Source organism: Paenibacillus sp. GCM10027627 (genome assembly GCF_042675505.1).
Taxonomy (GTDB): Bacteria; Bacillota; Bacilli; order Paenibacillales; family Paenibacillaceae; genus Pristimantibacillus.
In genome coordinates this window covers 374,528-399,306 of record NZ_JBHTHB010000001.1, presented here as the reverse complement: position 1 = coordinate 399,306, position 24,779 = coordinate 374,528, and the positions used below count along the sequence as shown (strand labels likewise).

Genomic DNA, 24,779 nt, shown 5'->3' with positions numbered 1-24,779 from the left:
GGATGGCCGCTTTCGCGGCTCATCCCTTTGCCTTTATATTAACATTCCCGTCTCGGCTCCATGGCACCGCATCAGGATATGGTCTTACGACGTTGCTACGCCGCAGACTGTTTTCTTCCTGTATCATACTCCAGGCTCCTGTAATGTGTTCCATTTCACCCATTAATGAGCCGCTTTTTTTTCGGTCCAGTCCGAAGCCTGAAGCACGTATTTTTCGATTGCCCCTTGGTCCAAATGAACCTCATATGTCAGAGATTTGCTATCCTCCGACCATACAAACCCAGTATGAACCCCATTTTTTCTCGAGGTTTCCTTCAGCAATTGTCCGCTCTCCGCAGAAGTAATCGTGACTACATACTCATCAAGTGTAGCAATATAGAGACCGTTTGGAGAAATAAATTGCTGCAAGCCCATTATGCCCATATCCGTTCCCGGCGGAACTTTCCCTTGTTCCGGCGGCAAAGGATCAACGTCTGTCCCTTTATCGGTTCCTCCTTTATTCCCTGAATGGTTGGAAGTTGTTCCGCTGTCTCCGTGCTGATCCGTAACGGTTACTCCCACTAAAGGTTTCTCTGAAGCTCCTCCCGTTGCACCACTTTCTTCTGAACGGTTGTTTGGAGTAGGTGCAACTTTGTTATTGTCCTCATTGCTATACACTTCGGCTTTTTGCTCGTTATCCGTTTCTCCGCTAGTTAACGCAGGGGCTTTCTTCGCAGCTTCTTCGGCAGGAATGTCTCCTCCCGGATTGTCTCCGACCGACTTGGACGACAAAAGATCCGCATCGGCAACGCTTGGCCCTTCATTCTTCATATCCGCAGTAAACGCAACATCCTGAAGCGCATCGTTTTTGCCGAGACCAGAAGGGTACATGACGAGGAACAAGCCCGCCACAACTCCTGCGGCAACCACACCGCTGACAGCGCCCCAAGACGGCCACTTGCGATTTCGTTTAGCCCGTCTAGGCTGCAATGCGGGAGCTTCCTTTTCCGAAGCCTCTCCTTTATTCAACTGCTCCAATCCGTCAATTCGCTCCAGTTCCGGCATAATTGCATCCACCAAACTATAGCTAGGGACAACCTTAGGAAGGTTCGCGAGCTCTGCGGAAAGACGCTTCATGCGCTCGAACATAGCCTCGCAGTCCGGACATTGTCTTGTATGATCGGCCAATACTTCGATCTCAGCTTCGCTGAGGTCTCCGTCTAGCTCTCTATGCATCAATTCCATCACCTCTTGACAATTCATCCCCGGACACCACCTTTCTGATATTCGTGAAGTAATGCTTGCAGTTGCTGCCTAGCTCTAAATAGGTAAGACTTTACCGTATTGAGCGGCAAATCAAGTGAATCAGCAATTTCGTTATACGAAAAATCTTGCAAGTAACGCAGCACGACAACCGTGCGATGATGCTCCGGCAACTTCTCGATAGCGCTGCGAATATCCTGAAGAGCGTAGGAGGACAACACTTCCTCTTCTACGTTTTGCTTTTCGCGAAATACCATTTCATGCTCGTCTATCGAGACGGTAGGTTTGTTTCTTCTAAACTTATCGATACAAATATTAGTTACAATGCGTTGAATCCATGTTTTGAACTGGGCCTTCTCCTCATAGGAGCCGATTTTCGTGTAGATACGGATAAGCGCTTCCTGAGAGGCGTCCATCGCATCTTGCTCATTATTCAGTATATAGTAGGCTGTCCGATAAACATGGGTTTCAATCTCGCGCAATAGAGTAATTAAAGCGTCGCGATCTCCCGCTTGGGCGGCTTTAATAAGGCCGGGCTCCACCACGAAGGATCCTCCTCTCTTGCAACCTTACTGACGGACGGGTTGCGATAAAAGTTGCAGTAATAATCATCAATCTTTTTATTTTTTTAATAATTTCATTTTCACATTATAAAAATGGTTTTATTATGTAGAACTTTCAACCTGATCAAAAAGGGCCTCTACGCTCCAAAAATTGGACTGCAAAGGGAGCCCCACATTAAAGAATACCAAAATATATGAATTTCGTATATAGACCTTACCGATTCCAAACTTCAAGACCGTTAGCCGACACCCGAAACGAAGCTTCTCCGCCCTTGTCCGTCCGCCATATGGAAATGCCTGCACTGTCCAATTTATGCAGCACATCGGGATGAGGATGCCCGTAGCTGTTCCTTGCACCGGCCGAAATGACGGCGGCCAAAGGTTGCCAATACGCAAGCCATTCCTCGCTTGTTGAATAACGGCTGCCATGATGCGCGACTTTCATGATATGCGTCTTGGATTCCGACATCTGTTCCACAGAAGGGCTGGCATTCTGATGCCGAATAACGGCTTTTTCGGTGCCTTCGGATATATCCCCTGAAAATAAAAATCGGTAACGGTATAGATCAATGAGGACAATTAGACTCCGCTCATTTTGTTCCTCTACAACCGGAACCAAAGCTGAGCCTTCTCCTTCTACTAAATGCGGCCAAATGACTTGTACGTTTGTTTCGCTTCCCAGTTTCATACTCGTACCGGATTTAGGGGCATAAAGCGGAATATGTGCTGCGAGCGCTTGTTCAATAAAGCGTTTGGCATCCTTGCTTTCTCTCACTGTGCCGTTCCACCATATTCGCTTTACGGGAATATGCTGGAGCACAGCGGAAAGTCCTTTAATATGATCGCTGTCCAAATGCGAGACGATAAGCAAATCAAGCTTTTTGACCCCCCTTTTCTTTAAAAGGGGCACAACTACCTTGGCCCCCACCTCAAACGGGTCCCTCCGAGCCCTCCACTCTTCTCCGGGCTTGACGAACGACAAGCTCCCTCCCCCGTCTATTAAAATATGGTTACCTTCAGGCGTGCGAATAAGCGCTGCGTCCCCTTGCCCAACGTCCAAAAAGCTGACGACGGCTTTCCGATCCAAAATATCCGGCCAATAGGCCGTCAAAAGCAGACTCCCAGCCGAAAAAGCCAACAGGAAAACGGGCAGCTTGCCGATTGGGGGCGGGCGCAAGGATGTCTGATTACTCTTTTGTTTGCTGATTGGTTCGCTCGTTTGTCCGCTCTTGAGTTTAGCTCCAGCAGCAGCTTCCTCGCCGTCCGTTCCAGAGCGGAGTTGTGTTGTAAAATAAACCTCCTCGACGCAACCGTTTCTTCGCTTAATAAGCCGAAATCCATAACCGAGCATAAGCAGCCAGCCGAGCACCCACCAGACCGCTGGAGTTGCCCAAATGGTGCGTAGGCCGTCGAACGTGGCTAGCCATTCCGTCATACCAAACGTCCACTCATTTGTATGACTTGATACAAAAACAAGCGCCCTAGCCCCTTCCGGCCAAATGACGGACAGTAGCAAAGCGGACGCTCCTATCGGCATAACAACAAAGCTTATAAAAGGTACAAGCACAAAATTGGCGGCCAGCGACAGCAAATGAAATTGGTTGAAATAGTATACGGTCAACGGGAAAGAGACTAGCTGCGCCACAATTGTAACGGCGGCTAAATCAAGGAGCCAGCCTCCCCGTTTCCATTTCGGCAGCGCTCCCCGGACGGGCGGAACACCCATTATTAACCCTAGTGTCACGACAAAAGAGAGCTGAAAGCTGACATCATCCAAATAATAAGGATTAAAAGCCAATAAAACGACTGCGGCAGCGGCAAGCAAATGCAAGCCGTCCTTAAGCTTGCCAAGCCGGGCTGCCAGCAGACCAAAAACGGCCATCACACCCGCCCGGAGGACGGAAGGAGAAGCTCCCGCAAGCAGCACATAAAACGGAACCGCAATCATCAAAACCGTCAACATCCGTTCCCTGGACATGCGGGCTAGCTTAAGCAAACCGCCTGCCGCATAGATAAATACAGCGACATGCAGGCCCGATATAGCTAAAATATGCGTGAGGCCAAGCTCAGCGAATTGGCCGAATTGGTCGGGGTCCAGATCCTCGCGTATGCCGAGGATCAGCCCTTTCATGTAGCCGGACTGGGAGGACGGGTACAGCTCGTCCAGCCGCGCGCCCAGCGATGCGCGCGCGGCGTCCACGCGGCCAAGCAGCGCGGCCGCGTGAAAGGTTGGTGCCGCCGCCGCTTGAGGCGTGACGGCGGCGGCGCCTTTGGCTTGAAGCAGCCAGTGAATACTCTGGCTGCGCAGGTAGCGGCGGTAATCGAAGCCGCCGCGGTTCGTTGCCGTGGCGGGGCGCGTCAGCTCGCCGGCCACGCGCACCCGGTCGCCGCGCTGCCATGCCGCGGCGGCCGCTTGCTCCGGCTGGGCGCTTAGCCGCAGCTGGACGAGCAGCCGCTCGCGAATTTTGCGCGGCGGCCCAAAGGCTGGCGCATGGAGGGATGTAGCCTCCATGCGGAAAACGGCGCGGTCGCCGTCGACCTCGATCGCGGAAACAATGGTGCCGAGAGCATCGACGCTATACGCCGCTCTCGGATCAGCTTCCGCCGCTGGCTCTATATCGGTCAGCGCCGTCATATTTCGGGCGTCGAACCAGAGCCGCTCGCCGCCCGCTAAGCCAAAGGCAAGCAAGCATGCCGCAGCCAGCCGCATGCTTGCCAGCTTTCCCGTGACAGCGGCTATTGCCCCAAGCGCAGCCGCTCCCGCAGCAAATCCGATCCCCGCCGGCTCAAACCCGCTCGCCGCCGCACTTCCGCATACCCAGCAGACCGCAAACCAAACTAGCGGCCTTCGATTCATCGGACTCAAATCGATCCCTCCCCGTTAATCGTTTTGCCATTCAATTCACTATTTAGTTCACAACGCAAAGAACCTCCAGCCGCATCTATCGATACGGCTGGAGGTTCTCCCTCACAATGCAATCTTTATAAAGTAACTTCCATAGCGGCTTGCGCCGGGGGCGTAAACGATTCCAGCTGCCTGAATTCGATGCCGAGATGAGCCATTAAAGCGCGCACCTTTTCGTTGTCTTTCGGATATCCTCTATGAAACACGATTTCCTTTACTCCACTGTTGGCAAGCATGTTCGCGCAAGTCCAGCACGGCTGATCGGTGACATAAACGACGGAGCCCTCCCGGTCGGTTCTGTCCGTAAACAGCAACAGGTTTTGCTCCGCATGGATTGTCCGGATGCATCGCTGTTTTTTCAGCACCTGCTCCTCGCCGTTCACCAGCTTCACCTCAACCTCCTCCGATATCATGCAGCCCGCTTCCAAGCAGTCCTGCACTCCCATCGGCGCTCCGTTGTATGCTGTCCCCAGCAGCTTTTTCCCTTGGACCAGCACGGCACCGACATGTCTACGCGGGCATCGGGATCTCGTAGAAACCATATAGGCAATATCCATAAAATAAGTGTCCCAATCCTTGCGGATAGCATCGTTTAAAGCTGAAGTCATCGTTTCCTCCCATTGCTTGCTGCCATTCTTATCCGTCTTATTAACTTTTCTCTATTGGAAAAACAAGCTTTTTCTTTTATTTTATAACGTTTACGTCTCTGCTGCCAGCAAACTTAGCCGCTTCTACACTTAGTTCGATTGGCCGGATTAACCGCTTCTCAATTCAGTTCGCTTGGCTGGCGGAAATCGCTTGCTCCAAATCGGCGATAATATCCCCAATTCCTTCCGTTCCAACCGACAGCCGAATCATGCCCGGAGTTACTCCAGCTGCGGCCTGCTCTTCTGCGGAAAGCTGCTGGTGAGTTGTGCTTGCAGGGTGAATAATTAATGATTTGGAATCCCCAACGTTGGCCAAATGAGAAAACAGCTTCACGGAATTAATAATCGTTTTGCCGGCATCCACTCCGCCTTTAATGCCGAAAGTTAAAATGGCGCCGCTGCCGTTAGGCAAATATTTTTGCGCGAGGTCGTAAGTACGGTGGCTTGGCAGCCCTGGATAGCTGACCCACTCTACAGCCGGATGAGACTCCAAAAATTGCGCAACGGCAAGAGCGTTTGTGCTGTGGCGTTCCAAACGCAAATGAAGCGTCTCCAGCCCTTGCAGCAGCAAGAAGGAGTTGAATGGCGACAAAGCCGCTCCCATGTCGCGGAGCAGTTGTACCCTCGCTTTAATAATGTACGCAATCGGTCCTACCGCATCGGTATAGACAACGCCATGATAACTAGGATCAGGCTCAGTCAAGCCAGCAAATTTCCCGCTCGCCTTCCAGTCAAATTTGCCACCGTCGACGATAATTCCGCCAATGGAAGTTCCATGCCCGCCGATAAATTTGGTCGCGGAATGAACGACGATGTCTGCTCCATGTTCAATCGGGCGGCAAAGATAAGGGCTAGGGAATGTATTGTCAACAATAAAAGGAATGCCATTTTCATGTGCAATTGCCGCAACGGCTTCCAAATCGATGACATCGCCTTTCGGATTTCCGATCGTCTCGGCAAATATCGCTTTCGTTTTGTCCGTAATCGCGGCACGGAAATTTTCCGGGTTCGACGGATCGGCAAATTTCACATTAATGCCGAGTTTAGGAAGCGTGATGGCAAATAAGTTGTAGGTTCCGCCGTAAAGGCTTGTCGATGAAACAATTTCGTCGCCAGAGCCCGCAATATTTAAAATGGAGTACGTAATAGCCGCTTGACCGGATGCAACAGCGAGCGCGGCGGGAGCGCCCTCCAGCTCGGCCACTCTTTTTTCCAAAACATCCGTTGTCGGGTTCATTAGCCGTGTATAAATATTTCCGAATTCTTGCAGCGAAAACAAATTAGCCGCATGATCCGTATCTCTGAATCCGTAAGATGTCGTTTGGTAAATGGGCACCGCCCTCGACATCGTCGTAGGATCGATCGTTTGACCTCCGTGGACGGATAGCGTTTCAAGAGAGAGCCTTTTTTCCTCTGTCATGACCTTACTCCTCCTCAAAGTTAGCTGAAAATCTAGCAGTCGCTTCTAGCAAAATAGCACTGCATATTTCCATTCTCTCACAATCCTGGACGAGCTACAACGCTTTCTTTTATTCCTTCCAGCAGCTTTTCTCCTATTCCTTTTACTCGAAGCAATTCGTCCACGCTGCCGAAATAACCGTTGCGCTCACGGTCATCGACAATGGCGGCCGCCTTGGCAGGGCCGATTCCTTTCAATGCGTCCAATTCCGCCGCAGAAGCGCGGTTAATATCGAGCTTGCCATTTGCGTCTATGCTGGAATGCTGCGGGATAAAACTTTTGAGTTCGCTTTTGTCCCCATTGGAATCGGGCTCGTTACTTTTTTGATCGGGCTGTTCAGTGCCGGCAGAGCCTCCCGCTTTTCCTTTGGAATCATTACTCTCTTCGACTTTGGAATCATTACTCGCTTCTTCTTTGAAAGCATTTTTGGAAGGGGCACTATTTCGCGCGCCGCCTGTCCCCGTCTCTGCATCCCCCTGGCTAAGCGATGCTTCCACCGCTTCGTTAAGCGGAATCCATCCCGCCTCTTCATTCGGCTTGTTGTTCACAAAAGCTGCTACCATAAGCAAAGCGGCGCCTGCCAAACAAATCGCAGCCGTCCACTTGCCTCCTTGCCGATTTCGCCTTGCGAGGCGCAACGACATCAGCATCACCTCTTTCTACAAATAAATTGGCAATTCGTGACATATTAAACAAGTTTGGAGGAATAGGATACAAGAACACACAATACGTGTAAGTGGGTATAGGAGGGCTTAGCATGAATGTAGGCTTTATCGGCACAGGCTCGATGGGAAGTCTGTTAATTGAAGCATTCGTCGCTTCCGGCGCACTGGCGCCGTCAGACATCGCCATCAGCAATCGAACCTACGCCAAAGCGCAAGCGCTAGCTGACCGCTTCCCCGGCATGAGAGCCGAATATGCGAACGCAGAGGTCGCATCGGGCTGCCATATTGTGTTCCTTTGCATAAAGCCTCATGAATTTAAACGAGTTGTAGATGATATAAAACCGTTTGTTGGGCCGAATCAAATTATTGTATCCATTACAAGTCCCGTACTCGTCTCCCATTTGGAGACGGAGCTGCATTGCAAGATCGCCAAAGTGATTCCAAGCATAACCAACCGGGTATGGAGCGGCGCCTCCTTATGCATCTATGGCGATAGGATGACCGAAAAGGATAAAACGAAGCTGGAAGACCTCTTTACTCATATTAGCGAACCGCTTAGAATCGACGAAAGCTATACTCGAATCGTCTCCGACCTGTCAAGCTGCGGACCCGCTTTCATCGCTTTTTTGCTTCAGCAATTTGTAGATGCCGCTGTAGAGGAGACGGGCATTTCCCGCGATGAAGCCGTGCGGATCGCCAGCAATATGCTGCTTGGTACGGGACTGCTGTTAACCGAAGGAAGAATGACGCCTGAAGATATTCAAGAGCGAGTGGCCGTGCCCGGCGGAATTACCGCGCAAGCGCTAGGTTTGCTAAGGAGAGAGACTGACGGCGTTTTTAACGGGGTCATTCGAGCGACTCACGCCAAATATAAGGAAGACTTGCTTAAGGTAACAACCGCCTTCTGCGGCGAAGAGGTGAACGGACAATAGCTGTTCTTCAGCTAAAGCCCGCTCACCTCTTCGCTTTCGAAGGTTAGTTCGCGACTATATTGACAAGTTTGCCTTTAACAGCGACAACCTTGCGTATCGTTTTGCCGGAGATCAGCTCCTGCACTTTATCCATATCTTTCGCAAGCGACTCCATGTCCGCTTCGTCCATGTCCGCTGCGATAGACACTCGCTCCACGATTTTCCCGTTTACTTGAACGACGATTTCTACCTCTTGATCGACCGTCCAAGCTTCTTCGTACTGCGGCCATGCGGCGTAAGTGATCGTGCCGTCTTGACCCAGCTTCTCCCAAAGCTCTTCGGTGATATGAGGAGCAATTGGCGAAAGCATTTGTAAAAATTGGATCATCGCCTCGCGCGGCAGCGAATCCGTTTTGTACGCCTCGTTTACAAAAATCATCAGCTGGCTAATAACGGTATTGAAACGAAGATTTTCGTAGTCGTCCGTAATTTTTTTGACGGAACGGTGCCACGTCCGCTTAAACGCATCCGTCGTGTCGCCGTCGCTAATTTTCGTGCTGACTGTGCCGTCTTCGTTAACAAACAAACGCCATACCCGCGACAGGAAACGGTAAGTGCCTTCCACGCCGTTTGTATTCCAAGGCTTCGTCGCTTCAAGCGGCCCCATAAACATCTCGTACATCCGCAGCGTATCCGCTCCGAACTCGCCTACAATATCATCGGGATTGATGACATTGCCGCGCGATTTGGACATTTTTTCGTTGTTTGTGCCCAAAATCATGCCTTGGTTGACCAGCTTATGGAATGGCTCTTTTGTATGAACTACGCCGATATCATAAAGCACCTTGTGCCAGAACCGCGCGTAAAGAAGATGCAATACCGCATGCTCCGCGCCGCCGATATAAAGGTCGACCGGCAGCCATTCCTTTTGCTTCTCGGGCGAGCAAATTTCGTTTTCGTTTTTCGGATCGATAAAGCGAAGGTAGTACCAGCAGCTTCCCGCCCATTGAGGCATGGTGTTCGTTTCGCGACGAGCCTTCATCCCCGTTTCAGGATCGACCGTGTTTACCCAATCCGTTACGTTTGCAAGCGGCGATTCCCCCGTGCCAGACGGCTTAATGGCGTCCACATCCGGCAGCAGCAGCGGCAGCTGGTCTTCCGGAACCGGCTTCATGCTGCCGTCTTCCAGATGAAGAATCGGAATCGGCTCTCCCCAGTAGCGTTGACGGCTGAACAGCCAGTCGCGGAGACGGTAAGTCACCTTCGCTTTGCCTTTGCCCGTTTCCGTCAAACGCTCGATCATCGCTCCAATCGCCTCGTCATTGTTAAGTCCGTTCAGGAAATCGGAGTTGACATGCGGTCCATCGCCGGTGAACGCTTCTTTCGTCACATCTCCGCCTTGCACCACTTCAATAATCGGCAAATCGAATTGCTTCGCAAATTCCCAGTCTCTCGAGTCATGGCCCGGAACGGCCATAATCGCGCCTGTGCCGTATCCGGCAAGAACGTAATCTGCAATCCAAATCGGCGCTCTTGCGCCGCTTACCGGATTAATGGCATAGGCGCCAGTGAAAACGCCCGTTTTCTCCTTGGCCAGATCCGTCCGCTCCAAATCGCTTTTGCGGGCGGCAGCGTCTTGGTAAGCAGCTATCGCTTCCTTCTGTTCTGCTGTCGTAATGGCTGCTACCAGCTCATGCTCTGGCGCAAGCACGCAATAAGTGGCGCCGAATAGCGTGTCTGGACGTGTCGTAAATACTTCCAACGCCGCATCGTGTCCTTCGATGGCAAAGACCACTTCCGCCCCGGTCGACTTTCCGATCCAGTTGCGCTGCATATCTTTAATGCTTTCCGACCAGTCGAGCTCCTCCAAATCGTCCAACAGGCGGTCCGCATATTCCGTAATTTTCAAAATCCATTGGCGCATCGGCTTGCGGATGACGGGATGCCCGCCGCGCTCGCTCAATCCGTCAATGACTTCTTCGTTTGCCAGTACCGTTCCAAGCGCTGGACACCAGTTGACCGGAACTTCAGCCACGTAAGCGAGTCCTCGATTGTAAAGCTGGATGAAAATCCACTGGGTCCACTTATAGTAGTCAGGATCAGTCGTGCTGAATTCACGGTCCCAATCATAAGAGAAACCAAGAGATTTAATTTGGCGGCGGAAGTTGTCAATATTTTTAAACGTAATGTCTCTCGGATGCTGTCCCGTGTCAAGAGCGTGCTGCTCCGCCGGCAGTCCGAACGCATCCCAGCCCATCGGATGCAGCACGTTGTAGCCTTTCATCCGTTTGAAGCGAGATACGATATCAGTTGCCGTGTAGCCTTCCGGATGGCCTACGTGTAGGCCGGCTCCCGACGGATATGGAAACATGTCAAGCGCGTAAAATTTCTGTTTGCCCGGTTCTTCCTTTGTTTGGAACGTTTTGTTCTCGTCCCAGTACTTTTGCCACTTTGGCTCGATTTCCAGCGGATTGTAGCCGGATCGTTGTTGTTCTTGACTCATCCCTTTTCCTCCTAATCGTCGTAAACAAATAAAACCTCCCGCCCCCAGCGGATTAACGCTAGGGACGAGAGGAAATCTCCCGTGGTACCACCCTAGTTGGCGACTGGCATGCTCTGCCTGCGCCCACTTGACGTTCTTAACGCGAACGATACGATGCGGCTGAAATCTCCCAAACGATACGGGGATCATTTCTCGCACAGCTCCGAGGCGAGCTTCCGAGCGCATCAGGTCCGGCTTTCACCTACCGCCGGCTCTCTTGACCTTGATTACGCAAGTACTGTTCCTCATCAACGCTTTCATATTAAAAACAGTTACTATCGATTATATAAGTTTGGCATGAAAAGTGTCAAGCGAATCAACGGCTCGTTAGACAAGACTGAAAACTTAGCTTTTTTGAATTTTTCGATTTTTGCCGGCAGCGATTCCAAACAAGGCGTAGGCTGCGGAAACAGCCAGCATAACCGCCATCGGCAAATCCCAACTTTCCGTGGAATCGTGCAGTAGGCCAAGTAAAAGCGGCCCCGAAGCAGCAAGCAAGTAGCCAACGGATTGGGCCATTCCTGACAGCTTGGCAGCCTCCCCGCTCGTCGTTGTGCGAAGCGCAAAAAACATGACCGCAAGTCCAAAACCGCCGCCGACCCCCAGGCCAAGCACTGCCATCGTAATGGGAATGAGCGGTTCCCCTCCAAACCACAGCAGGACATAACCTACAACAAAAAGAACGGCAATAGAGAGAGCCAGCATAATCTGGTTCCGGCTTTTCCCAGCCAATATTGGCACAATAAACGTCGAAAGCATACTGACGATTTGCATAAGCGAAAGCATCCAGCCCGCTTCGGCCGAAGTTAACCCTTTGTCAGCGAGCACAAGCGGAATCCAGGTTACGTTTACGTAAAAGCAAAACGATTGCAATCCAAGATATAAAGATACCGCCCAAGCAAGCGGAGAACGCCATACGTTGACGTCGACGCTGCTGCCCACTGCGAGAACTTTGCCATTTTCGTTCCCTTTGCGACTTGCCCTCGCAAGAGGCAACCATGCCGCAGCGGCGATAAAGGCGGCGATGGACGATATCGCAAGTGTCGTTTCCCAGCCAAGCCCCGCTTGTTCCGTCAACGGCACGCTAATACCGGAGCTGACGGCGGCGCCTAAGTTCATGGATACGGTATACACTCCGGTCATCAGCCCCACTCTGTCGCCATAATCCCGCTTCACAAGGCTTGGTAGCAAAACATTGGCGACGGCAATAGCTGCGCCTAGCCAAGCCGTGCCAAGAAACAAGGCATAAACGGATGGGAGCGAGCGGATCAAAATGGCGATCGCGAGCATGAACGACGCGGCAAGCAGCGAGCGCTCCATGCCGATCCAGGAGGCCAGCTTCGGTGCAAGCGGCGAAAAGAAAGCAAACGCCAGAAGCGGCAATGTGGTCAGCAGCCCCGTCATACCGCCCGACAAGCCGTATGTCAATTGAATTTGCTCCACGATTGGTCCTACGGACGTAATGGGAGCTCTTAAAATTAATGCTACAAATATAATGCTTAAAACGAGTAGCCATGTCCCGCCCGTTTTCTGTACCAAAACGCTGCGGCCCCCGACCCCTCGGATTTGATCTTCTGACTGACTGCTGCTGTCCATCTTGTGTAGTCCACCCTTCAAGCCATTGCTTTTGTCCTGTACCAATAATCGTATAAGTGCGTGAAACCAAATTTATCGTACAATCTGTTCGCCGCTTCGTTGTTTTTAACGACCAGCAAATAGCTTTGCTCTACACCTTGCTCTTTCGCCCAATACAGCAGACGGCGCGTCAATTGCTCCCCATATCCTCGCCCCCGCTTGCTCTCGCTCGTGACGATGTCGTATAGTCCCGCCCAGCCCTGCTCAAGGGTCACTATTCCGCATGCCGCAGCCTCTTCGCCATCCATCAGAACGGCAAATGCCTTTTTCAAAGGCAGAGAGTCGTACATCTTTCTTGTCGCCTCCTTTTGCCGTTCGCTGAGCTTTTGCAAAGTTTGGATGGCATCCAACCATAGAGGAGTCAATTCCGTGGACAAAACGATGTTGTCAAAGCCAGGACATTGCAGGTCGGCTAACGAGGCCGTTTTGACCAGCGTATGGTCTATCTTTTCATATCCCATATCGGCGAGCCGCTCATCGAGACCATTGGGCTGAACGAATGGAGTCAGCTTAAACACAGTTGCTTGGCCTTGTTCCCGATACAACTGCTCGCATCGCTTGATCTTTTGCCCCACGTCCAAGCTGTTTCCATAAATCGGGTTAATTGAATTGGATCTTTTCGTATAGCCATCAGCAAACCGCAGCAGCCATCCGTCATAAAGCAGCGTATGGTGCGCCGGCCAACCGTTTAAACTCATCTCCTCAATCCCTCTCCATACCTCCATCCGCTTTCACTCCCTATGTATTATTAAAATGGAACTTTATGAACTTATTGGATATTAAACCGTTCAAGATGAGAGCTTAGTCCCTCGCGCTTCAACACCCGCGCTTGCAATTGTCCAAAAAGATCGTAATGCGGGTAATGCGATCTTTGATGAATGTACTTAGGATCGAGTCCACTCGCTAAGCACCAGCTTCGAAGTTTGTCCATATCAGCGCAGCCCGCTTTCGTAACGGTCTGCATGCCCGGAAATCGGGGATCGAGCCAGTAGTGAGTCAAAAACGCGATCTCTCCTCTTAATACGGCGGCTTTCCATTCGTTAAGCTCTTCTCTCGTTATGCCGAATGCCACGATCATTGCCTCCTGCCGGAATATATTAATGAAGCGAGGGCTCCAATCCGTAAGCTTGACCGCCTATTGGATTATTTCTTTGACGCGTCCCACACTTCCGTCCTGCAATCTCACTTTAATTCCGTGTGGATGCTGAGCCGAGTTCGTCAATAAGTCTTTCACGATTCCATGCGTGATTTTTCCTGTTCGCTGATCCGCTTTGAGTACAATCCCTACCTCCATGCCCGGCTTAATTTCCGAACGAAGCGTACCTTTTCCTGACATCTGTTTTCATTCCTTTTCCATTTAAATTCATAAAAATAAGAATAGCATATGCACTTCAAAGATGCACATAGAGCGGACAACTGCTATACTTAGTTTCATACGATGAGATGAAAAGAGGAATTATGGCATGTCAAACGCATTCCGCTCGTTGGGATTATCCCAAGAGCTTACCGATTTATTGGGTCAAGGGGGCATTACGGAACCTACTCCCGTCCAGCGCCAAACAATACCGCTGCTTCTAAAGGGACAAGATGTCATTGCCCAAGCCCAAACGGGCACAGGCAAGACGCTCGCCTTCGCTTTGCCGATGCTGGAGCAGATTAATACGGATAAAGATCAAGTGCAAGCTTTAATTTTAACGCCAACAAGAGAACTTGCCATTCAAATTACAATGGAGATGAAAAAGCTGGCTCCTGCTTTTGGCGCCCGTGTCCTGGCTGCTTACGGAGGTCAAGACGTCGATGCACAAATTCGCAAGCTTCAGCGCGCTCCGCATATTGTCGTAGCGACTCCGGGCCGTTTGATCGACCATATGACTCGCGGAACGGTCAGCCTTGGCAAGCTCACTATGCTTGTTCTTGACGAAGCGGATCAGATGCTTCACATGGGCTTTTTGCCCGAGGTGGAAAGTATCGTGACCCAGACGCCAAGAGCTAGGCAGACGATGCTATTCTCCGCAACGATGCCGGATGCCATTCGCAGGCTGGCGGCCGACTATATGAACTCGCCAACCGATGTGCAAATTAAAAGCGCAAATGTTACGCTAGACAGCATTCGGCAGCTGGTCGTCGAAACGACGGATCGCGGCAAGCAGCAAGCACTTATACATTTGCTCGAGCAGCATCGCCCTTACTTGGCCGTCATTTTTTGCCGGACGAAAATTCGCGCCAAAAAGCTGAACGAAGCGCTGCAAGATGTTGGCATTATGTCGGACGAGCTGCATGGCGATTTGACGCAAGCGAAGCGAGAGCAAGTAATGAAACGTTTCCGGGAAGCTCGTCTGCAAGTGCTCGTCGCAACCGATGTTGCGGCACGGGGACTAGACGTAGAGGGCGTAACGCATGTTTATAACTACGACGTGCCTCTTGACGGAGAAAGCTATATTCATAGAATCGGAAGAACGGGCCGCGCCGGGCAAAAAGGGATGGCGGTCACGCTAGCCACGCCTTACGATGTTTCCAAACTCGCCGCTATTGAAAAAGGAATCAACGCCAGACTCGAGAAGCGCTCCATCGACCGGGAAGGAGACTTATCGTCCCCAGCGAAGAACACTGCAGGCAGCGGGGAACGCGGCAGAACTAAAGAAAGACAAGATCGCGGCAACGGTAAAAACAGTCGGAACTCCGGGGGAAGAGGACCTCGCGAATCCACTTATGGGGGCCGAGGACGCGGTCAAGCCGCCGAGGGGGGCCGAGGACGCGCTCAGTCTACAGAGGGCGGACGCGGCAAAGGACGAGACTTCTCTCCAAACAAAGGCGGCAAAATACAAAGCTCAAAAGGAATCGAAACCGCCGTTTCGGGAAACAATCCGTGGCTTAAGCAAGAAGATTCCGCAGAATTCGGGCAATCCCCGGCCCGTGGCAAAGAACGACGTGACGATCGAGGCGGCAAACGAAACGATGCCCACTCCTCCAGAGCTAATTCCGCTTCTGGCGGAACCCGTGGACGCGGCGGAGCCAAAAGCGAAAATGGGAAGCCAGCTCCAAAGGGACGCGGAGCAGCAACTTTTAGTGGAAGCAGCAGCCGAGGACGCGGAGCGGGACCTTCTGGCGGAGCCGGCAAAGGACGAAGCGCTGGAGCTTCTGGCGGAAGCGGCAAAGGCCGCGGAGCAGGACCTTCTGGCGGAGCCGGCAAAGGGCGCAGCGCTGGATCTTTTAACGGAAACGGCAAGGGACGCGGCGCAAGCGGTTCTAATGGACGAGGCAAAAGATAATAAAAATACGATAAAGGAGTCGCCTAGTCTGGCGGCTCCTTTTTTATATGCTATTTTGCCCATTTCTCTCTACAGGACGGCAGATGTCCAATCCGATATGGACATTTTACATATGATATCCTATGCCGAACGTCGGGATAACCAACCCGAATGAAGCGCCTGCAGGCCCGTTTCGGAAATTCAATCTAGGAGGAATTGAAATGTCCGGTGTACATGGAGGCTACTACTCGACGACAGGAGTCATCCTGGTTCTGTTTATTCTTCTGGTCATCGTTACAAGAACTTTCTTGTACTAACCGTCAAAAAAAGAGAGCGGGCCGCTTGGCTCGCTCTTTTTTTATTTAGAATTCAAAACATACTCGCGGATTGCGCCCGCGACACCGCCGTCGTTGTTGGAGCCTGCCACATACTTTGCCGCCGCTTTCACCGCTTCCGGAGAATTGCCCATCGCAATGCCGACTCCGGCAAACTGCAGCATGGAAACATCGTTATAATAGTTGCCAATGGCCAAAATATGCTCGCGCGCGATTCCGCGTTCTTCCGCAAGTCGACGCAGCGCGTCCCCTTTGCTCGCTTTAGGATGCTGGACATCTATAAAAAGATCGCCGCTGCGGATAACCTGTAGCTTAAGCGGCTGCTTCTCCCAATGCGACTGGATCATGTCCATTTGCTCTTTTGTCCCGAACAAAGTCAGCTTCACTAGTCCGTCCGGCAATCCTTCGTCAAAATTTTGAACGGAAGGTATCGCATGGTGGATCGCATACATCGCTCTGGCTTCCTCAGTAATTGTCTCCACCATCATTTCGAAAGCCGTATTCAAGTCATAATGAATCGTATGTTCTCTGCAATAATGAATGAAATCAAACAGATGTTCTTGCTCAATATCGAATTGAAATAAAACGGACCGATCCGACGATTGAACCGTCGCAGCTCCATTGTGGGTAATCAGAATACCGCCTAGGCCAAGCTGTTCCAGAACCGGCAAAGCTCCTACCGGCCCCCGGCCTGTGCATAAAACGATTTCCGCACCAGCAAAGCTCGCTTCGCGAACCGCATCCTTCACTTCGTCAAGCAACTGATGATCATCAGTCAACAGCGTTCCGTCAACGTCTAGGGCAATCATTTTAAAATGCGATTTCATCCTGTCTCCATCCCCTGTCTCTGTCGAATGTCTATTTTTTACCCCGATGCGCACGAAGAAGCTCGACTTCCGCATCCGTAAGCTCTCGGTACTGTCCTTCGGCAAGCGACTCATCCAATTCAAGCGGACCCATTGAAATCCGCTTTAACTCCAGCACCTTTTTGCCAACCGATTCGAACATCCGTTTCACCTGGTGAAATTTACCCTCTCGAATCGTCAGCCTAATTAAAGAATGAATCTCGCCGTTTTGATCCGCGGCATCCTTCCGCAAGATGGACAGCTCCGCAGGCATCGTTACATATCCGTCATCCAGTTCGACACCTTTTTGGAAGGATTGAACGTCCTCTTCCCCGACATCTCCTTTTACGACGGCTTCATAGGTTTTGTCTACATGCTTGCGCGGCGAGAGCAGCTCGTGAGCAAGCGCCCCGTCGTTTGTAAGCAGCAGCAGACCGACCGTATCTTTATCCAATCTCCCTACCGGAAAAGGATTAAGCCATTTATCGCCATCGTCCAGCAGATCGATGACCGTTCTCTCTCTCCCGTCCTCCGTAGCGGAAATGACGCCCTGCGGCTTATTCAGCATCAAATAAATGACACTGCGGTAAACGACGGTTTCTCCGTCAAACGCGACCTGGCGTTCATCAGGATCGACTATGAGCCCGCTGTCTTTCACTTTGACTCCGTCTACCGTCACTCTGCCCTGCTTGACCGCTCTTTTAATTTCACTTCTCGTTCCTAACCCCATATGAGACAACAATTTATCGATTCGAAGTTTTTCTGGCAAATTAAGTCCTCCTAAAGCCGGGTGCCAGCTCGTTCTTGAGCTTGCTTTCCGTAAATTCCCCCCATCAGAGGGGTATAAAGTTTCTCCCTTTAAATAGCGGATATCTCTCCCGCTTCGACAGGCCAGCTTACCGTCCTTGTCGCTTCATGCCATCTAAAGCCAAGCTCGAGCGCTTGCGAAAGGTTAAATCTTACCCGCACAGCTTCCCCGAGCAGCTAGCAGCCTCGTAAGAAGACATAAAATTGTCAAATTCGTTTTGGAGCAGGCTTTTCATTTTTTTTGTAAATGTTGCCGGTAATGCGGCCATTTTGACTAGTTCGCCCTGCTTATAATCACTACCCTGTTCGCATTTACAAACCTACTATGCTTTGGTATATAATAAAAAGTAAGTGCGCCATGTTCGTCCCAAAAAAAACCTATTGAAGCGGAGGTAATGCCATGAAAAGTAATGCTGCAAAGAAAAAAAAGAAATCAAACATGATTTATGTGTACCTCGGAATTGTTGTTCTATTAATTGCTTCCCTATTTGTATTAGGCAACATTGAGAAAGACAACAAGCTGTACGGCATGCCGGTTTCGGATCTCAATCCGGAGACAAAAGCGCTGCTGGACAATCCTAATTACCAGAATATCATACTGCCGGACCAATTGGATAAGAAGATTGCAGACAAAGAAGATTTCTATGTTTATATGTTTTCCGCTTCTTGCAAGTATTGCCAAGTTGCAACGCCACAGCTTGTCCCAATCGCTCAAGAGCTTAACGTAGATTTCCCAATGTTCAATTTGCTCGAATTCCCTACTTACCAAACTAAGCTGAATGTCGAGTATACGCCTACTATCCTTTATTTCCAAGATGGCGTGGAAGTGGATCGCCTGGAAGGCGGCATTCGCGAAGAAGGAACTACTCAAGGCAATTCGCTGGATGACTTCAAAGCATTTTTAAGCAAGTACCCTGGTGAAGCAAAATGATGAACACGCGCGGGAAAAGCCCTTCACCGCAAACAAGCAGTGAATCCGGAACGACCGCCAGAAGCATCATGTATGCCATGCTGCTCGGCTTTGCGCTTATTACGCTGCTTGCGGCCTGCGGCATGTCTGACAACAAAAAAGACGGCGATATCACTCATCACGGCTCGGAAAAATGGCAAAAAACGGATTCCGTCACGACATTGCCCGGATTTCTGAAAGACCATACCAAGCTTACGAGCGAGCTCTATTCCGAAGTGCATAGTCATCAGCATCTGCTTAGCGGCATTCCTTGCTACTGCGGCTGCATGGAAGGCTCCGCGATTGACGAGGCTCATGACTCTTTGCTTCGCTGCTACTGGGCGGAGCATCCCGCAGACGACGGCAGCGTCACCTGGACAGATCATAGTACAGGCTGCGGCATTTGCAAAAAAGAAATGGAAGAGGTTATCGCCTTAAGCAAGCAGGGCAAAACCGCCGATGAAATACTGGAATACATTAATGAAAATTACCAACCTAAAAAATCCGCAAGCTAATTGCCGATAAAAAACCTCCGGTTCTGCTTATTTGCAGAACCGGAGGTTTTCATTTGTACAGCCGTATGTATTACGGCTGATTTCCTTTTTTGGCTTTGGCAATGGCGAGACCGATATTGCCCGCAAGCGCATTTAACCCATGATAGTCTTCAAGCTCGAACAACTCGTTGAATTTCATTTGGAACTGGGCGGCTTCCCGTACCCGATGGTAGAAGTATAGATTCTGTATACCGCTCAGTACGCGGGACACCACATTGGACTGTTCTTCAAAGTCCGTCTGGGCATCCAAAATCTCTTGGCGGATGCTAGTCATCTCCGTATCCAGCAGGAAGGCAGCCTCCGCAGCTTTTTTCAGCCGATTGCGTACTTCGTCCGGTAAACTTTCCTTAAATTTATAACGAAGAGAATGCTCTATCGTCGCCCAGAAGTTCATGGCCAGCGTACGGATTTGAATTTCCGCGAGCACATCCATATAACCAAGCGCTGTTTGCACGGGATATTTGACGATCATATGGTAGCTTCGATACCCGCTATCCTTGTAATTTGTAATGTAATCCTTCTCATAAACGAGCTGCAAATCTTTCCGATTGCGAATCAGCTCCGCTACCCGGTGAATGTCGTCTACGAACTGGCACATAATTCGGATGCCCGCAATATCTTCAATGCCGACATCCAGCTGATCGGATGCGACTCCAAGCCGCTTCGCCTTCTCCAGTATGCTGGAAACGCGCTTCACCCGGCCAGTCACAAATTCGATCGGAGCGTAGGCTTCTCTAAGCTTGAGCTCCATCCTCATCGTTTTGAATTTAACCTTTAATTCCTCAACCGCTTGCTCGTAAGGCTGTAAAAAAAGACTCCAGTCTCTACCGTCCATCCGGCCGCCTCCTGTTTCTAACGATGATCTGCGCCCACTGCTTCGGCAATATTCCGGTAGCCGTCCTTGCGCAAACATTCCTTAAGCCCTTCGGTTAGCTCTCTTAGCAAACCAGGCCCTTTGTAAATTAATGCTGTATAAATCTCAACTAATGATGCCCCTGCGCGAATTTTATCGTATGCGTCCTGTGCGGTAAAAATACCGCCTGAGCCAATGATCGGCAAGCGTCCACCCGTCTGTTTGTAAACGGCGGAAATGACTTCCGTCGACCGGTCGCGAAGCGGCTTGCCGCTAAGGCCCCCGGACTCTCGCCCGTTCTCATGTTTCAAACCTTCGCGCGACAACGTTGTATTCGTTGCAATAATTCCCGCTACTCCGCTCTCCACAATAGTAGCAACGGTATGTTCAAGCTGATCCCCCGACATATCGGGAGCAATCTTGACCAGCACGCTTTTTGGTTTGGATTTTGCAGCGGCGGCTTGCGCCTTTACTTCGTTCATGACGGTGCCAAGCAGCTTCTTCAGTTCGTCTCCGTGCTGAAGATCGCGAAGCCCTTGCGTATTGGGAGAGCTAATGTTGACGACAAAAAAATCGCCGTAACGATACAGCGCCTTAATACATGCCTTATAATCCTCATGGGCAAGCTCATTTGGCGTTACTTTATTTTTGCCGATGTTTACCGCAATCGGAATTCGGTGAATTTTTCGCTTCGCGAGATGAGAGGCCATCGCATCGACACCCAAGTTGTTAAACCCCATTCGGTTAATTAGCGCTTCATCCGGCGGAAGTCTAAACAATCTCGGCTGCTCGTTGCCCTCTTGGCCCTTCGGCGTCACTGTCCCTACCTCGGCAAATCCAAATCCGATACTGGAGAAGCCATCTGCCGCCACGCCATTTTTATCGAGTCCTGCCGCGAGTCCGACTGGATGGGGAAATCGTAAGCCAAGCAGCTCCGTGCTTAGCTCCGGGGATTCCGAAACGCCATACATCGCATTCATAATGGAAGTCGCCCCTGGAACTCGGCTTCCCGAGGCCAATCCGTCAATGACCAGATGATGGGCCTTCTCCGGGTCCAGTTTAAAAAAAATCGGCTTCAACAATGTATTGTATAACAAAACTTTCACTCCGTTCCACTAAATAGGCTCTATCGAACAGTTTATCCCTTTTGGGACAAAAAGAAAAGAGCTTGCGGACGGTTCCGCAAGCTTAAATAGGACAGGCTGTATTGCGGCATTCCTCGAAAACGATTACAATATAGGCATATAAACTGCATTTTTTAAATATGGAATGAGAAAGGTTGATTGAGCAATGGGAGCAGCTAAAAGAAAACCGGCAACCATGAAAGTGAAACCAAAGGAAGAAGTCAACAAAAAAGCATTGGTATGGATCGGCTCTATTGTAGGAGTCATCTTTGTAGCGGTTGCGGCACTACTTATTTTTACTTCGTAAGTGATCTTACGTCAACCATTGATAAACTTTTGCGGGATTGGTTTCGTTCTGCTTGGGCTTAAGCCGGAATTTTTCGGCAGACTGCCTGGAGTCGGACGGAAGCGTCCCGTTTTTAATTTTGACAACCGTCCCTAGAGGCACCAGATCATAAAGCTCCTCCACATCGGCATTGCGCAGCCGGATGCAACCAAGCGATTTATCCTTTCCAATGCTTTCCGGATCGCCAGTACCATGAATTGCGTATTGCGTCCCCGAAAGCGCCATGCCTCGTGTGCCGAAAACGCCTTTTTTCTCCCCTAACGGATCGCGGACTTTCTCGCTGATATAGAAATTTCCTTCCGGCGTCCTCTCTCCTCCAAGCCCTACTTCATAGCTTCTAACAATAAGCTTGTCATGCACAACGGCGAGCCGGTAATTGGCCACGTCAATAATAATTTCGAGCGGCTGGCTCCAATCTGGCTGAATGAGACCGTTCGTCCCTACCGTACCGGATCGTTTAGGGGTTGTTCCGCCATTGTTTCCTTGCCCCTTCGAGCTTCCGCTTGTTCCGCCCGCTGCCCCGCCTCCCGGCTTCTCTTGCGCTTTCATCTTTGTCAGCAAATAAGGAAACAGCTCTTGCATTCCCCTGCCGTCACCCGACAAAACGTTATCGGGATACGGACGGGTCAAATCGTCTATCGATTCGGGCCACTGGCCATATTTCTTTTTAAAATGATAAATGCCGCTTGCAAGCGTCCAGTGGGTTTCCTGCTCTTCTTTCCATGTGCCAAAACGGTTTTTGGCGGCGCTCGCATCTCCCGGTTCGCAAACGCAAGTTTCAGCGTCCAGCATATTTAGGGACAAGCTGTTTCGGTGGCCTTCTTGCTCTCCCACAGCCATTAGAAATCGGATATTGCCGTTCCAATGCTGCCAGCCTTTTTTCTCCTCTACATGTACCGCATAGACAAGCCCTGGAGCCTCGCTCCCAGCCGCCGCAATAGCATTAAGTGCAAATCCAAGAGGCTGCCCTTCCTCTCTAGGTACGATCACGGCTCCTACCTCCGGCTGCGGCAGCACAGAATCCGGCAGCTTCGCCGGCTCATCTTTGCGAATATATCCGTTCAGCGGCAGCAATAAAGCAAGGAGCAGCAACGGAATCGCGGCTAAAACGATTTTTCGAGTTAACCGCTTCTTTTTTTGCTTTTCGTTCCATTCTTTCAACTCTTCAAGCTGCTCCTCTGCAAGCGGATGCGTCTCCTGCTCAAATGCCTCGTAAATATCGCCCGCTTGAATAAAACAATAATTCGCTTTTGCCTCTTTACCCGCTTGCAAATAATGTTTCCCGAGCAAATACCAGCCCATTTTGTTGTCCGGATGCTGCTTCACGAATTGCTTCAAATATAGAATATCTTCCGGCTTATCCATCCTTCTCACTCCGATCGCATGCCCTTCTACAAAGTTATATCGGCAAGCAGGCGTCCGAAATCAAGAAAAAACTCCCTTCTTCCGGCACGGGCGGAAAAAGGGAGTTTGGTTGGCGGGTTACACCAGATTAGCCAGCAGCGTTAAACGGCTCGTCGGCAATTTTGATGGAATCGGTCGGGCAGCCGTCGCAAGCGTCTTGAAGATCGTCGAACATATCTTCCGGAATTTCCGTATTGCCGCGGTTTGCGTCGCCTTGAAAAATCACTTCCGCAAGCCCCTCATCGTCATAATCGTAAATGTCTGGAGCTGTTGCTCCGCATGCGCCGCAAGCGATGCAAGTGTCTTTCTCTACCCATGTAAACTTAGCCATGGTTATTCCCTCCTTATAAATATACGGAAGCATTCCGTTTATTCTCTACTATTATATAAGTACAAAACAGCTTGGTTCCTCATTCATCAATATACAGCAAACTATCGTCCTTTTGCAAGGATGTTCCTCGAATTCGTTTGTTCCGAATAAGCGTCGAAGGATCGTCCCCAAGCATACCCGCCGTCAAAATCGCATCTTCGCCGAACTTATCTCGGAGGGCATCCATCGCTTTTGTCAACGCCTCCTTTTTGGGCTGTTCTTCATAATTAAACAAATCCAGTTGAAGCGCCGTTTCTTCGGCCGGAGCCAGATTTTGCAGCGTCACGCCCAGCAGCCTGATCGGCTCCCCTTTCTTCCAATGCCGCATAAAAAGCTGCCTCGCCTCGCGGTTAATCTCTTCCGCCGATTGCGTTGGAACCGCTAGCGTATGCGAACGGGTTATCGTCGTCATATCGGGCCTACGGATCGTAATTTGGACAGTGGAAGCGACGAGCTTTTGCCTTCTTAGCCTTCGCCCGGTTTGATCCGATAAATTAAGCAGCACCCGGAAGACGTCTTCGGTCTCCGTAATATCGCTCGGAAGGGTGGTCGTATGGCCGATGGACTTGCTTCTTTCCCGATTCGGATTGACAGGCGAATGATCAATACCGTGGGCAGCCGACTTCATCCAAGAGCCCATGACGCCAAAATGTTTGTTTAGCATGGGCTCTTCCGCAGCGGCAAGCTCGCCAATAGTCCGGATATTCAGCTTCACCAGCTTCTCCTCCGTTTTCCCTCCAATGCCAAACAAGGTGCCGCATGACTTGTTCCAGAGCAAACCGGGCACGTCCCTCAGCCGCAGCACGGTTAAACCGCCTGGCTTTTTCATATCCGACGCCATTTTGGCCAGCAGCTTATTCGGCGCAAGTCCAATAGAGCAAGGAAGCTGCCATTCCGTCATAATTCTTTGCTGCAACGATTGCGCAATATCAAGCGGTGTGCCGAGCAGCTTGGAGCCCGTAATATCCATATAACACTCATCGATCGATACCGGTTCTACCATAGACGTAAATTGTCTTGCAATCGACATAAAGCCATGGGAATATTTCCGGTAGAGATTGAAGTCGGGCTTGATCAATATGAGTTCAGGGCAAATTTTGAGCGCTTGATTGACCGCCATTCCCGTCTTGATCCCTTTTGCCCTGGCGGAATAGGAGCAAGTCACGATAATCCCCTTGCGCTGCTCGACGCTGCCCGAGACGGCAATAGGCTTATCCTTATAATATTCAGGCTGTTCCGCTTCATGCACGGAGCAATAAAACGCGTTCATGTCCAAATGTATAATAACCCGTCCTTTGGCCGGATAATGATCTCGAACGTCTCCCACCGCCATCGCCTCCGCTTTTCTTTCTTGCATTCCGTTCATTCTATTATT

Annotated in this window: 24 protein-coding genes and 1 other annotated feature; of the genes, 6 read left to right on the top strand and 18 right to left on the bottom strand. The window is 50.6% G+C overall.

Features of this window, described 5'->3' with window-relative positions; all coding sequences use genetic code 11:
• Positions 1 to 162: 162 nt before the first annotated feature.
• The 6 genes from ACFQZE_RS01735 to ACFQZE_RS01710 form a co-directional block, all read right to left on the bottom strand.
• The gene (locus ACFQZE_RS01735) at positions 163 to 1,242 is read right to left on the bottom strand and encodes an anti-sigma factor family protein (RefSeq protein ID WP_379353010.1); all 1,080 of its coding nucleotides are present in this window, start codon (positions 1,240 to 1,242) and stop codon (positions 163 to 165) included.
• Positions 1,239 to 1,787, bottom strand: a complete 549-nt coding sequence (locus tag ACFQZE_RS01730) for an RNA polymerase sigma factor (RefSeq protein WP_379353008.1) — start codon at positions 1,785 to 1,787, stop codon at positions 1,239 to 1,241. Before ACFQZE_RS01730 ends, ACFQZE_RS01735 begins: the two co-directional genes overlap by 4 nt.
• Positions 1,788 to 2,019: 232 nt before the next feature.
• Positions 2,020 to 4,662 (bottom strand): ComEC/Rec2 family competence protein, encoded by a 2,643-nt coding sequence (locus tag ACFQZE_RS01725; RefSeq protein ID WP_379355457.1) that lies wholly within the window; start codon positions 4,660 to 4,662, stop codon positions 2,020 to 2,022.
• Between the two features lie 125 nt (positions 4,663 to 4,787).
• The gene (locus ACFQZE_RS01720; protein ID WP_379353006.1) at positions 4,788 to 5,318 is read right to left on the bottom strand and encodes a deoxycytidylate deaminase; all 531 of its coding nucleotides are present in this window, start codon (positions 5,316 to 5,318) and stop codon (positions 4,788 to 4,790) included.
• 163 nt (positions 5,319 to 5,481) lie between these two features.
• Positions 5,482 to 6,777, bottom strand: coding sequence for a homocysteine synthase (locus tag ACFQZE_RS01715; RefSeq protein ID WP_379353004.1), 1,296 nt, complete (start codon positions 6,775 to 6,777; stop codon positions 5,482 to 5,484).
• A 77-nt stretch (positions 6,778 to 6,854) separates the two neighbouring features.
• Positions 6,855 to 7,460 (bottom strand): ComEA family DNA-binding protein, encoded by a 606-nt coding sequence (locus ACFQZE_RS01710; RefSeq protein ID WP_379353002.1) that lies wholly within the window; start codon positions 7,458 to 7,460, stop codon positions 6,855 to 6,857.
• Between the two features lie 113 nt (positions 7,461 to 7,573).
• Here ACFQZE_RS01710 and comER point away from each other — a divergent pair, with 113 nt between their 5' ends.
• Positions 7,574 to 8,413 carry a late competence protein ComER gene (gene comER, locus ACFQZE_RS01705; protein WP_379353000.1) on the top strand — a complete coding sequence of 280 codons (840 nt, stop codon included), beginning with the start codon at positions 7,574 to 7,576 and terminating at the stop codon, positions 8,411 to 8,413.
• A 43-nt stretch (positions 8,414 to 8,456) separates the two neighbouring features.
• Here the strand turns inward: comER and leuS are convergent, their stop codons facing one another.
• The 5 genes from leuS to ACFQZE_RS01680 form a co-directional block, all read right to left on the bottom strand.
• Positions 8,457 to 10,895 carry a leucine--tRNA ligase gene (leuS, locus tag ACFQZE_RS01700; protein WP_379352998.1) on the bottom strand — a complete coding sequence of 813 codons (2,439 nt, stop codon included), beginning with the start codon at positions 10,893 to 10,895 and terminating at the stop codon, positions 8,457 to 8,459.
• 57 nt (positions 10,896 to 10,952) lie between these two features.
• Positions 10,953 to 11,195, bottom strand: a binding site (T-box leader).
• 84 nt (positions 11,196 to 11,279) lie between these two features.
• Positions 11,280 to 12,530 carry a CynX/NimT family MFS transporter gene (locus ACFQZE_RS01695; RefSeq protein ID WP_379352996.1) on the bottom strand — a complete coding sequence of 417 codons (1,251 nt, stop codon included), beginning with the start codon at positions 12,528 to 12,530 and terminating at the stop codon, positions 11,280 to 11,282.
• 17 nt (positions 12,531 to 12,547) lie between these two features.
• Positions 12,548 to 13,294, bottom strand: coding sequence for a GNAT family N-acetyltransferase (locus tag ACFQZE_RS01690; protein WP_379352994.1), 747 nt, complete (start codon positions 13,292 to 13,294; stop codon positions 12,548 to 12,550).
• 44 nt (positions 13,295 to 13,338) lie between these two features.
• Positions 13,339 to 13,641 carry a hypothetical protein gene (locus tag ACFQZE_RS01685; RefSeq protein WP_379352992.1) on the bottom strand — a complete coding sequence of 101 codons (303 nt, stop codon included), beginning with the start codon at positions 13,639 to 13,641 and terminating at the stop codon, positions 13,339 to 13,341.
• A 63-nt stretch (positions 13,642 to 13,704) separates the two neighbouring features.
• Positions 13,705 to 13,905, bottom strand: coding sequence for a YwbE family protein (locus ACFQZE_RS01680; RefSeq protein WP_379352990.1), 201 nt, complete (start codon positions 13,903 to 13,905; stop codon positions 13,705 to 13,707).
• A 127-nt stretch (positions 13,906 to 14,032) separates the two neighbouring features.
• Between ACFQZE_RS01680 and ACFQZE_RS01675 the strand changes: the two genes are divergently transcribed.
• Together ACFQZE_RS01675 and ACFQZE_RS01670 are read left to right on the top strand one after the other, a co-directional pair.
• On the top strand, positions 14,033 to 15,838 hold the full coding sequence (locus ACFQZE_RS01675) for a DEAD/DEAH box helicase (protein ID WP_379352988.1): 1,806 nt from the start codon (positions 14,033 to 14,035) through the stop codon (positions 15,836 to 15,838).
• A gap of 200 nt (positions 15,839 to 16,038) precedes the next feature.
• The gene (locus tag ACFQZE_RS01670) at positions 16,039 to 16,134 is read left to right on the top strand and encodes a YjcZ family sporulation protein (RefSeq protein WP_379352986.1); all 96 of its coding nucleotides are present in this window, start codon (positions 16,039 to 16,041) and stop codon (positions 16,132 to 16,134) included.
• A 41-nt stretch (positions 16,135 to 16,175) separates the two neighbouring features.
• Here ACFQZE_RS01670 and ACFQZE_RS01665 read toward each other — a convergent pair whose 3' ends face one another.
• Complete coding sequence (locus tag ACFQZE_RS01665) at positions 16,176 to 16,979, bottom strand: Cof-type HAD-IIB family hydrolase (protein WP_379352984.1); 804 nt, start codon at positions 16,977 to 16,979, stop codon at positions 16,176 to 16,178.
• 31 nt (positions 16,980 to 17,010) lie between these two features.
• On the bottom strand, positions 17,011 to 17,766 hold the full coding sequence (locus tag ACFQZE_RS01660; RefSeq protein ID WP_379352982.1) for a pseudouridine synthase: 756 nt from the start codon (positions 17,764 to 17,766) through the stop codon (positions 17,011 to 17,013).
• Between the two features lie 438 nt (positions 17,767 to 18,204).
• Here ACFQZE_RS01660 and ACFQZE_RS01655 point away from each other — a divergent pair, with 438 nt between their 5' ends.
• Both ACFQZE_RS01655 and ACFQZE_RS01650 read left to right on the top strand, forming a co-directional pair.
• Positions 18,205 to 18,735 (top strand): thioredoxin family protein, encoded by a 531-nt coding sequence (locus ACFQZE_RS01655; RefSeq protein ID WP_379352980.1) that lies wholly within the window; start codon positions 18,205 to 18,207, stop codon positions 18,733 to 18,735.
• Positions 18,732 to 19,268, top strand: coding sequence for a PCYCGC motif-containing (lipo)protein (locus tag ACFQZE_RS01650; protein ID WP_379352978.1), 537 nt, complete (start codon positions 18,732 to 18,734; stop codon positions 19,266 to 19,268). Before ACFQZE_RS01655 ends, ACFQZE_RS01650 begins: the two co-directional genes overlap by 4 nt.
• Before the next feature lie 70 nt (positions 19,269 to 19,338).
• Here the strand turns inward: ACFQZE_RS01650 and yjbM are convergent, their stop codons facing one another.
• Together yjbM and ACFQZE_RS01640 are read right to left on the bottom strand one after the other, a co-directional pair.
• Positions 19,339 to 20,142 (bottom strand): GTP diphosphokinase, encoded by an 804-nt coding sequence (gene yjbM / locus ACFQZE_RS01645; protein ID WP_379352976.1) that lies wholly within the window; start codon positions 20,140 to 20,142, stop codon positions 19,339 to 19,341.
• 17 nt (positions 20,143 to 20,159) lie between these two features.
• Positions 20,160 to 21,257, bottom strand: a complete 1,098-nt coding sequence (locus tag ACFQZE_RS01640; protein ID WP_379352974.1) for a quinone-dependent dihydroorotate dehydrogenase — start codon at positions 21,255 to 21,257, stop codon at positions 20,160 to 20,162.
• A gap of 193 nt (positions 21,258 to 21,450) precedes the next feature.
• Between ACFQZE_RS01640 and ACFQZE_RS01635 the strand changes: the two genes are divergently transcribed.
• Complete coding sequence (locus tag ACFQZE_RS01635; protein ID WP_379352972.1) at positions 21,451 to 21,591, top strand: hypothetical protein; 141 nt, start codon at positions 21,451 to 21,453, stop codon at positions 21,589 to 21,591.
• A gap of 6 nt (positions 21,592 to 21,597) precedes the next feature.
• Here ACFQZE_RS01635 and ACFQZE_RS01630 read toward each other — a convergent pair whose 3' ends face one another.
• From ACFQZE_RS01630 to ACFQZE_RS01620, 3 genes are all read right to left on the bottom strand, one after another.
• The gene (locus ACFQZE_RS01630) at positions 21,598 to 22,995 is read right to left on the bottom strand and encodes a L,D-transpeptidase family protein (RefSeq protein WP_379352970.1); all 1,398 of its coding nucleotides are present in this window, start codon (positions 22,993 to 22,995) and stop codon (positions 21,598 to 21,600) included.
• A gap of 127 nt (positions 22,996 to 23,122) precedes the next feature.
• Positions 23,123 to 23,365: a ferredoxin gene (locus ACFQZE_RS01625; protein WP_379352968.1), complete on the bottom strand. Its 243-nt coding sequence runs from the start codon at positions 23,363 to 23,365 to the stop codon at positions 23,123 to 23,125.
• 79 nt (positions 23,366 to 23,444) lie between these two features.
• The gene (locus tag ACFQZE_RS01620) at positions 23,445 to 24,761 is read right to left on the bottom strand and encodes a DNA polymerase IV (protein ID WP_379352966.1); all 1,317 of its coding nucleotides are present in this window, start codon (positions 24,759 to 24,761) and stop codon (positions 23,445 to 23,447) included.
• Between the last annotated feature and the right edge of the window lie 18 nt (positions 24,762 to 24,779).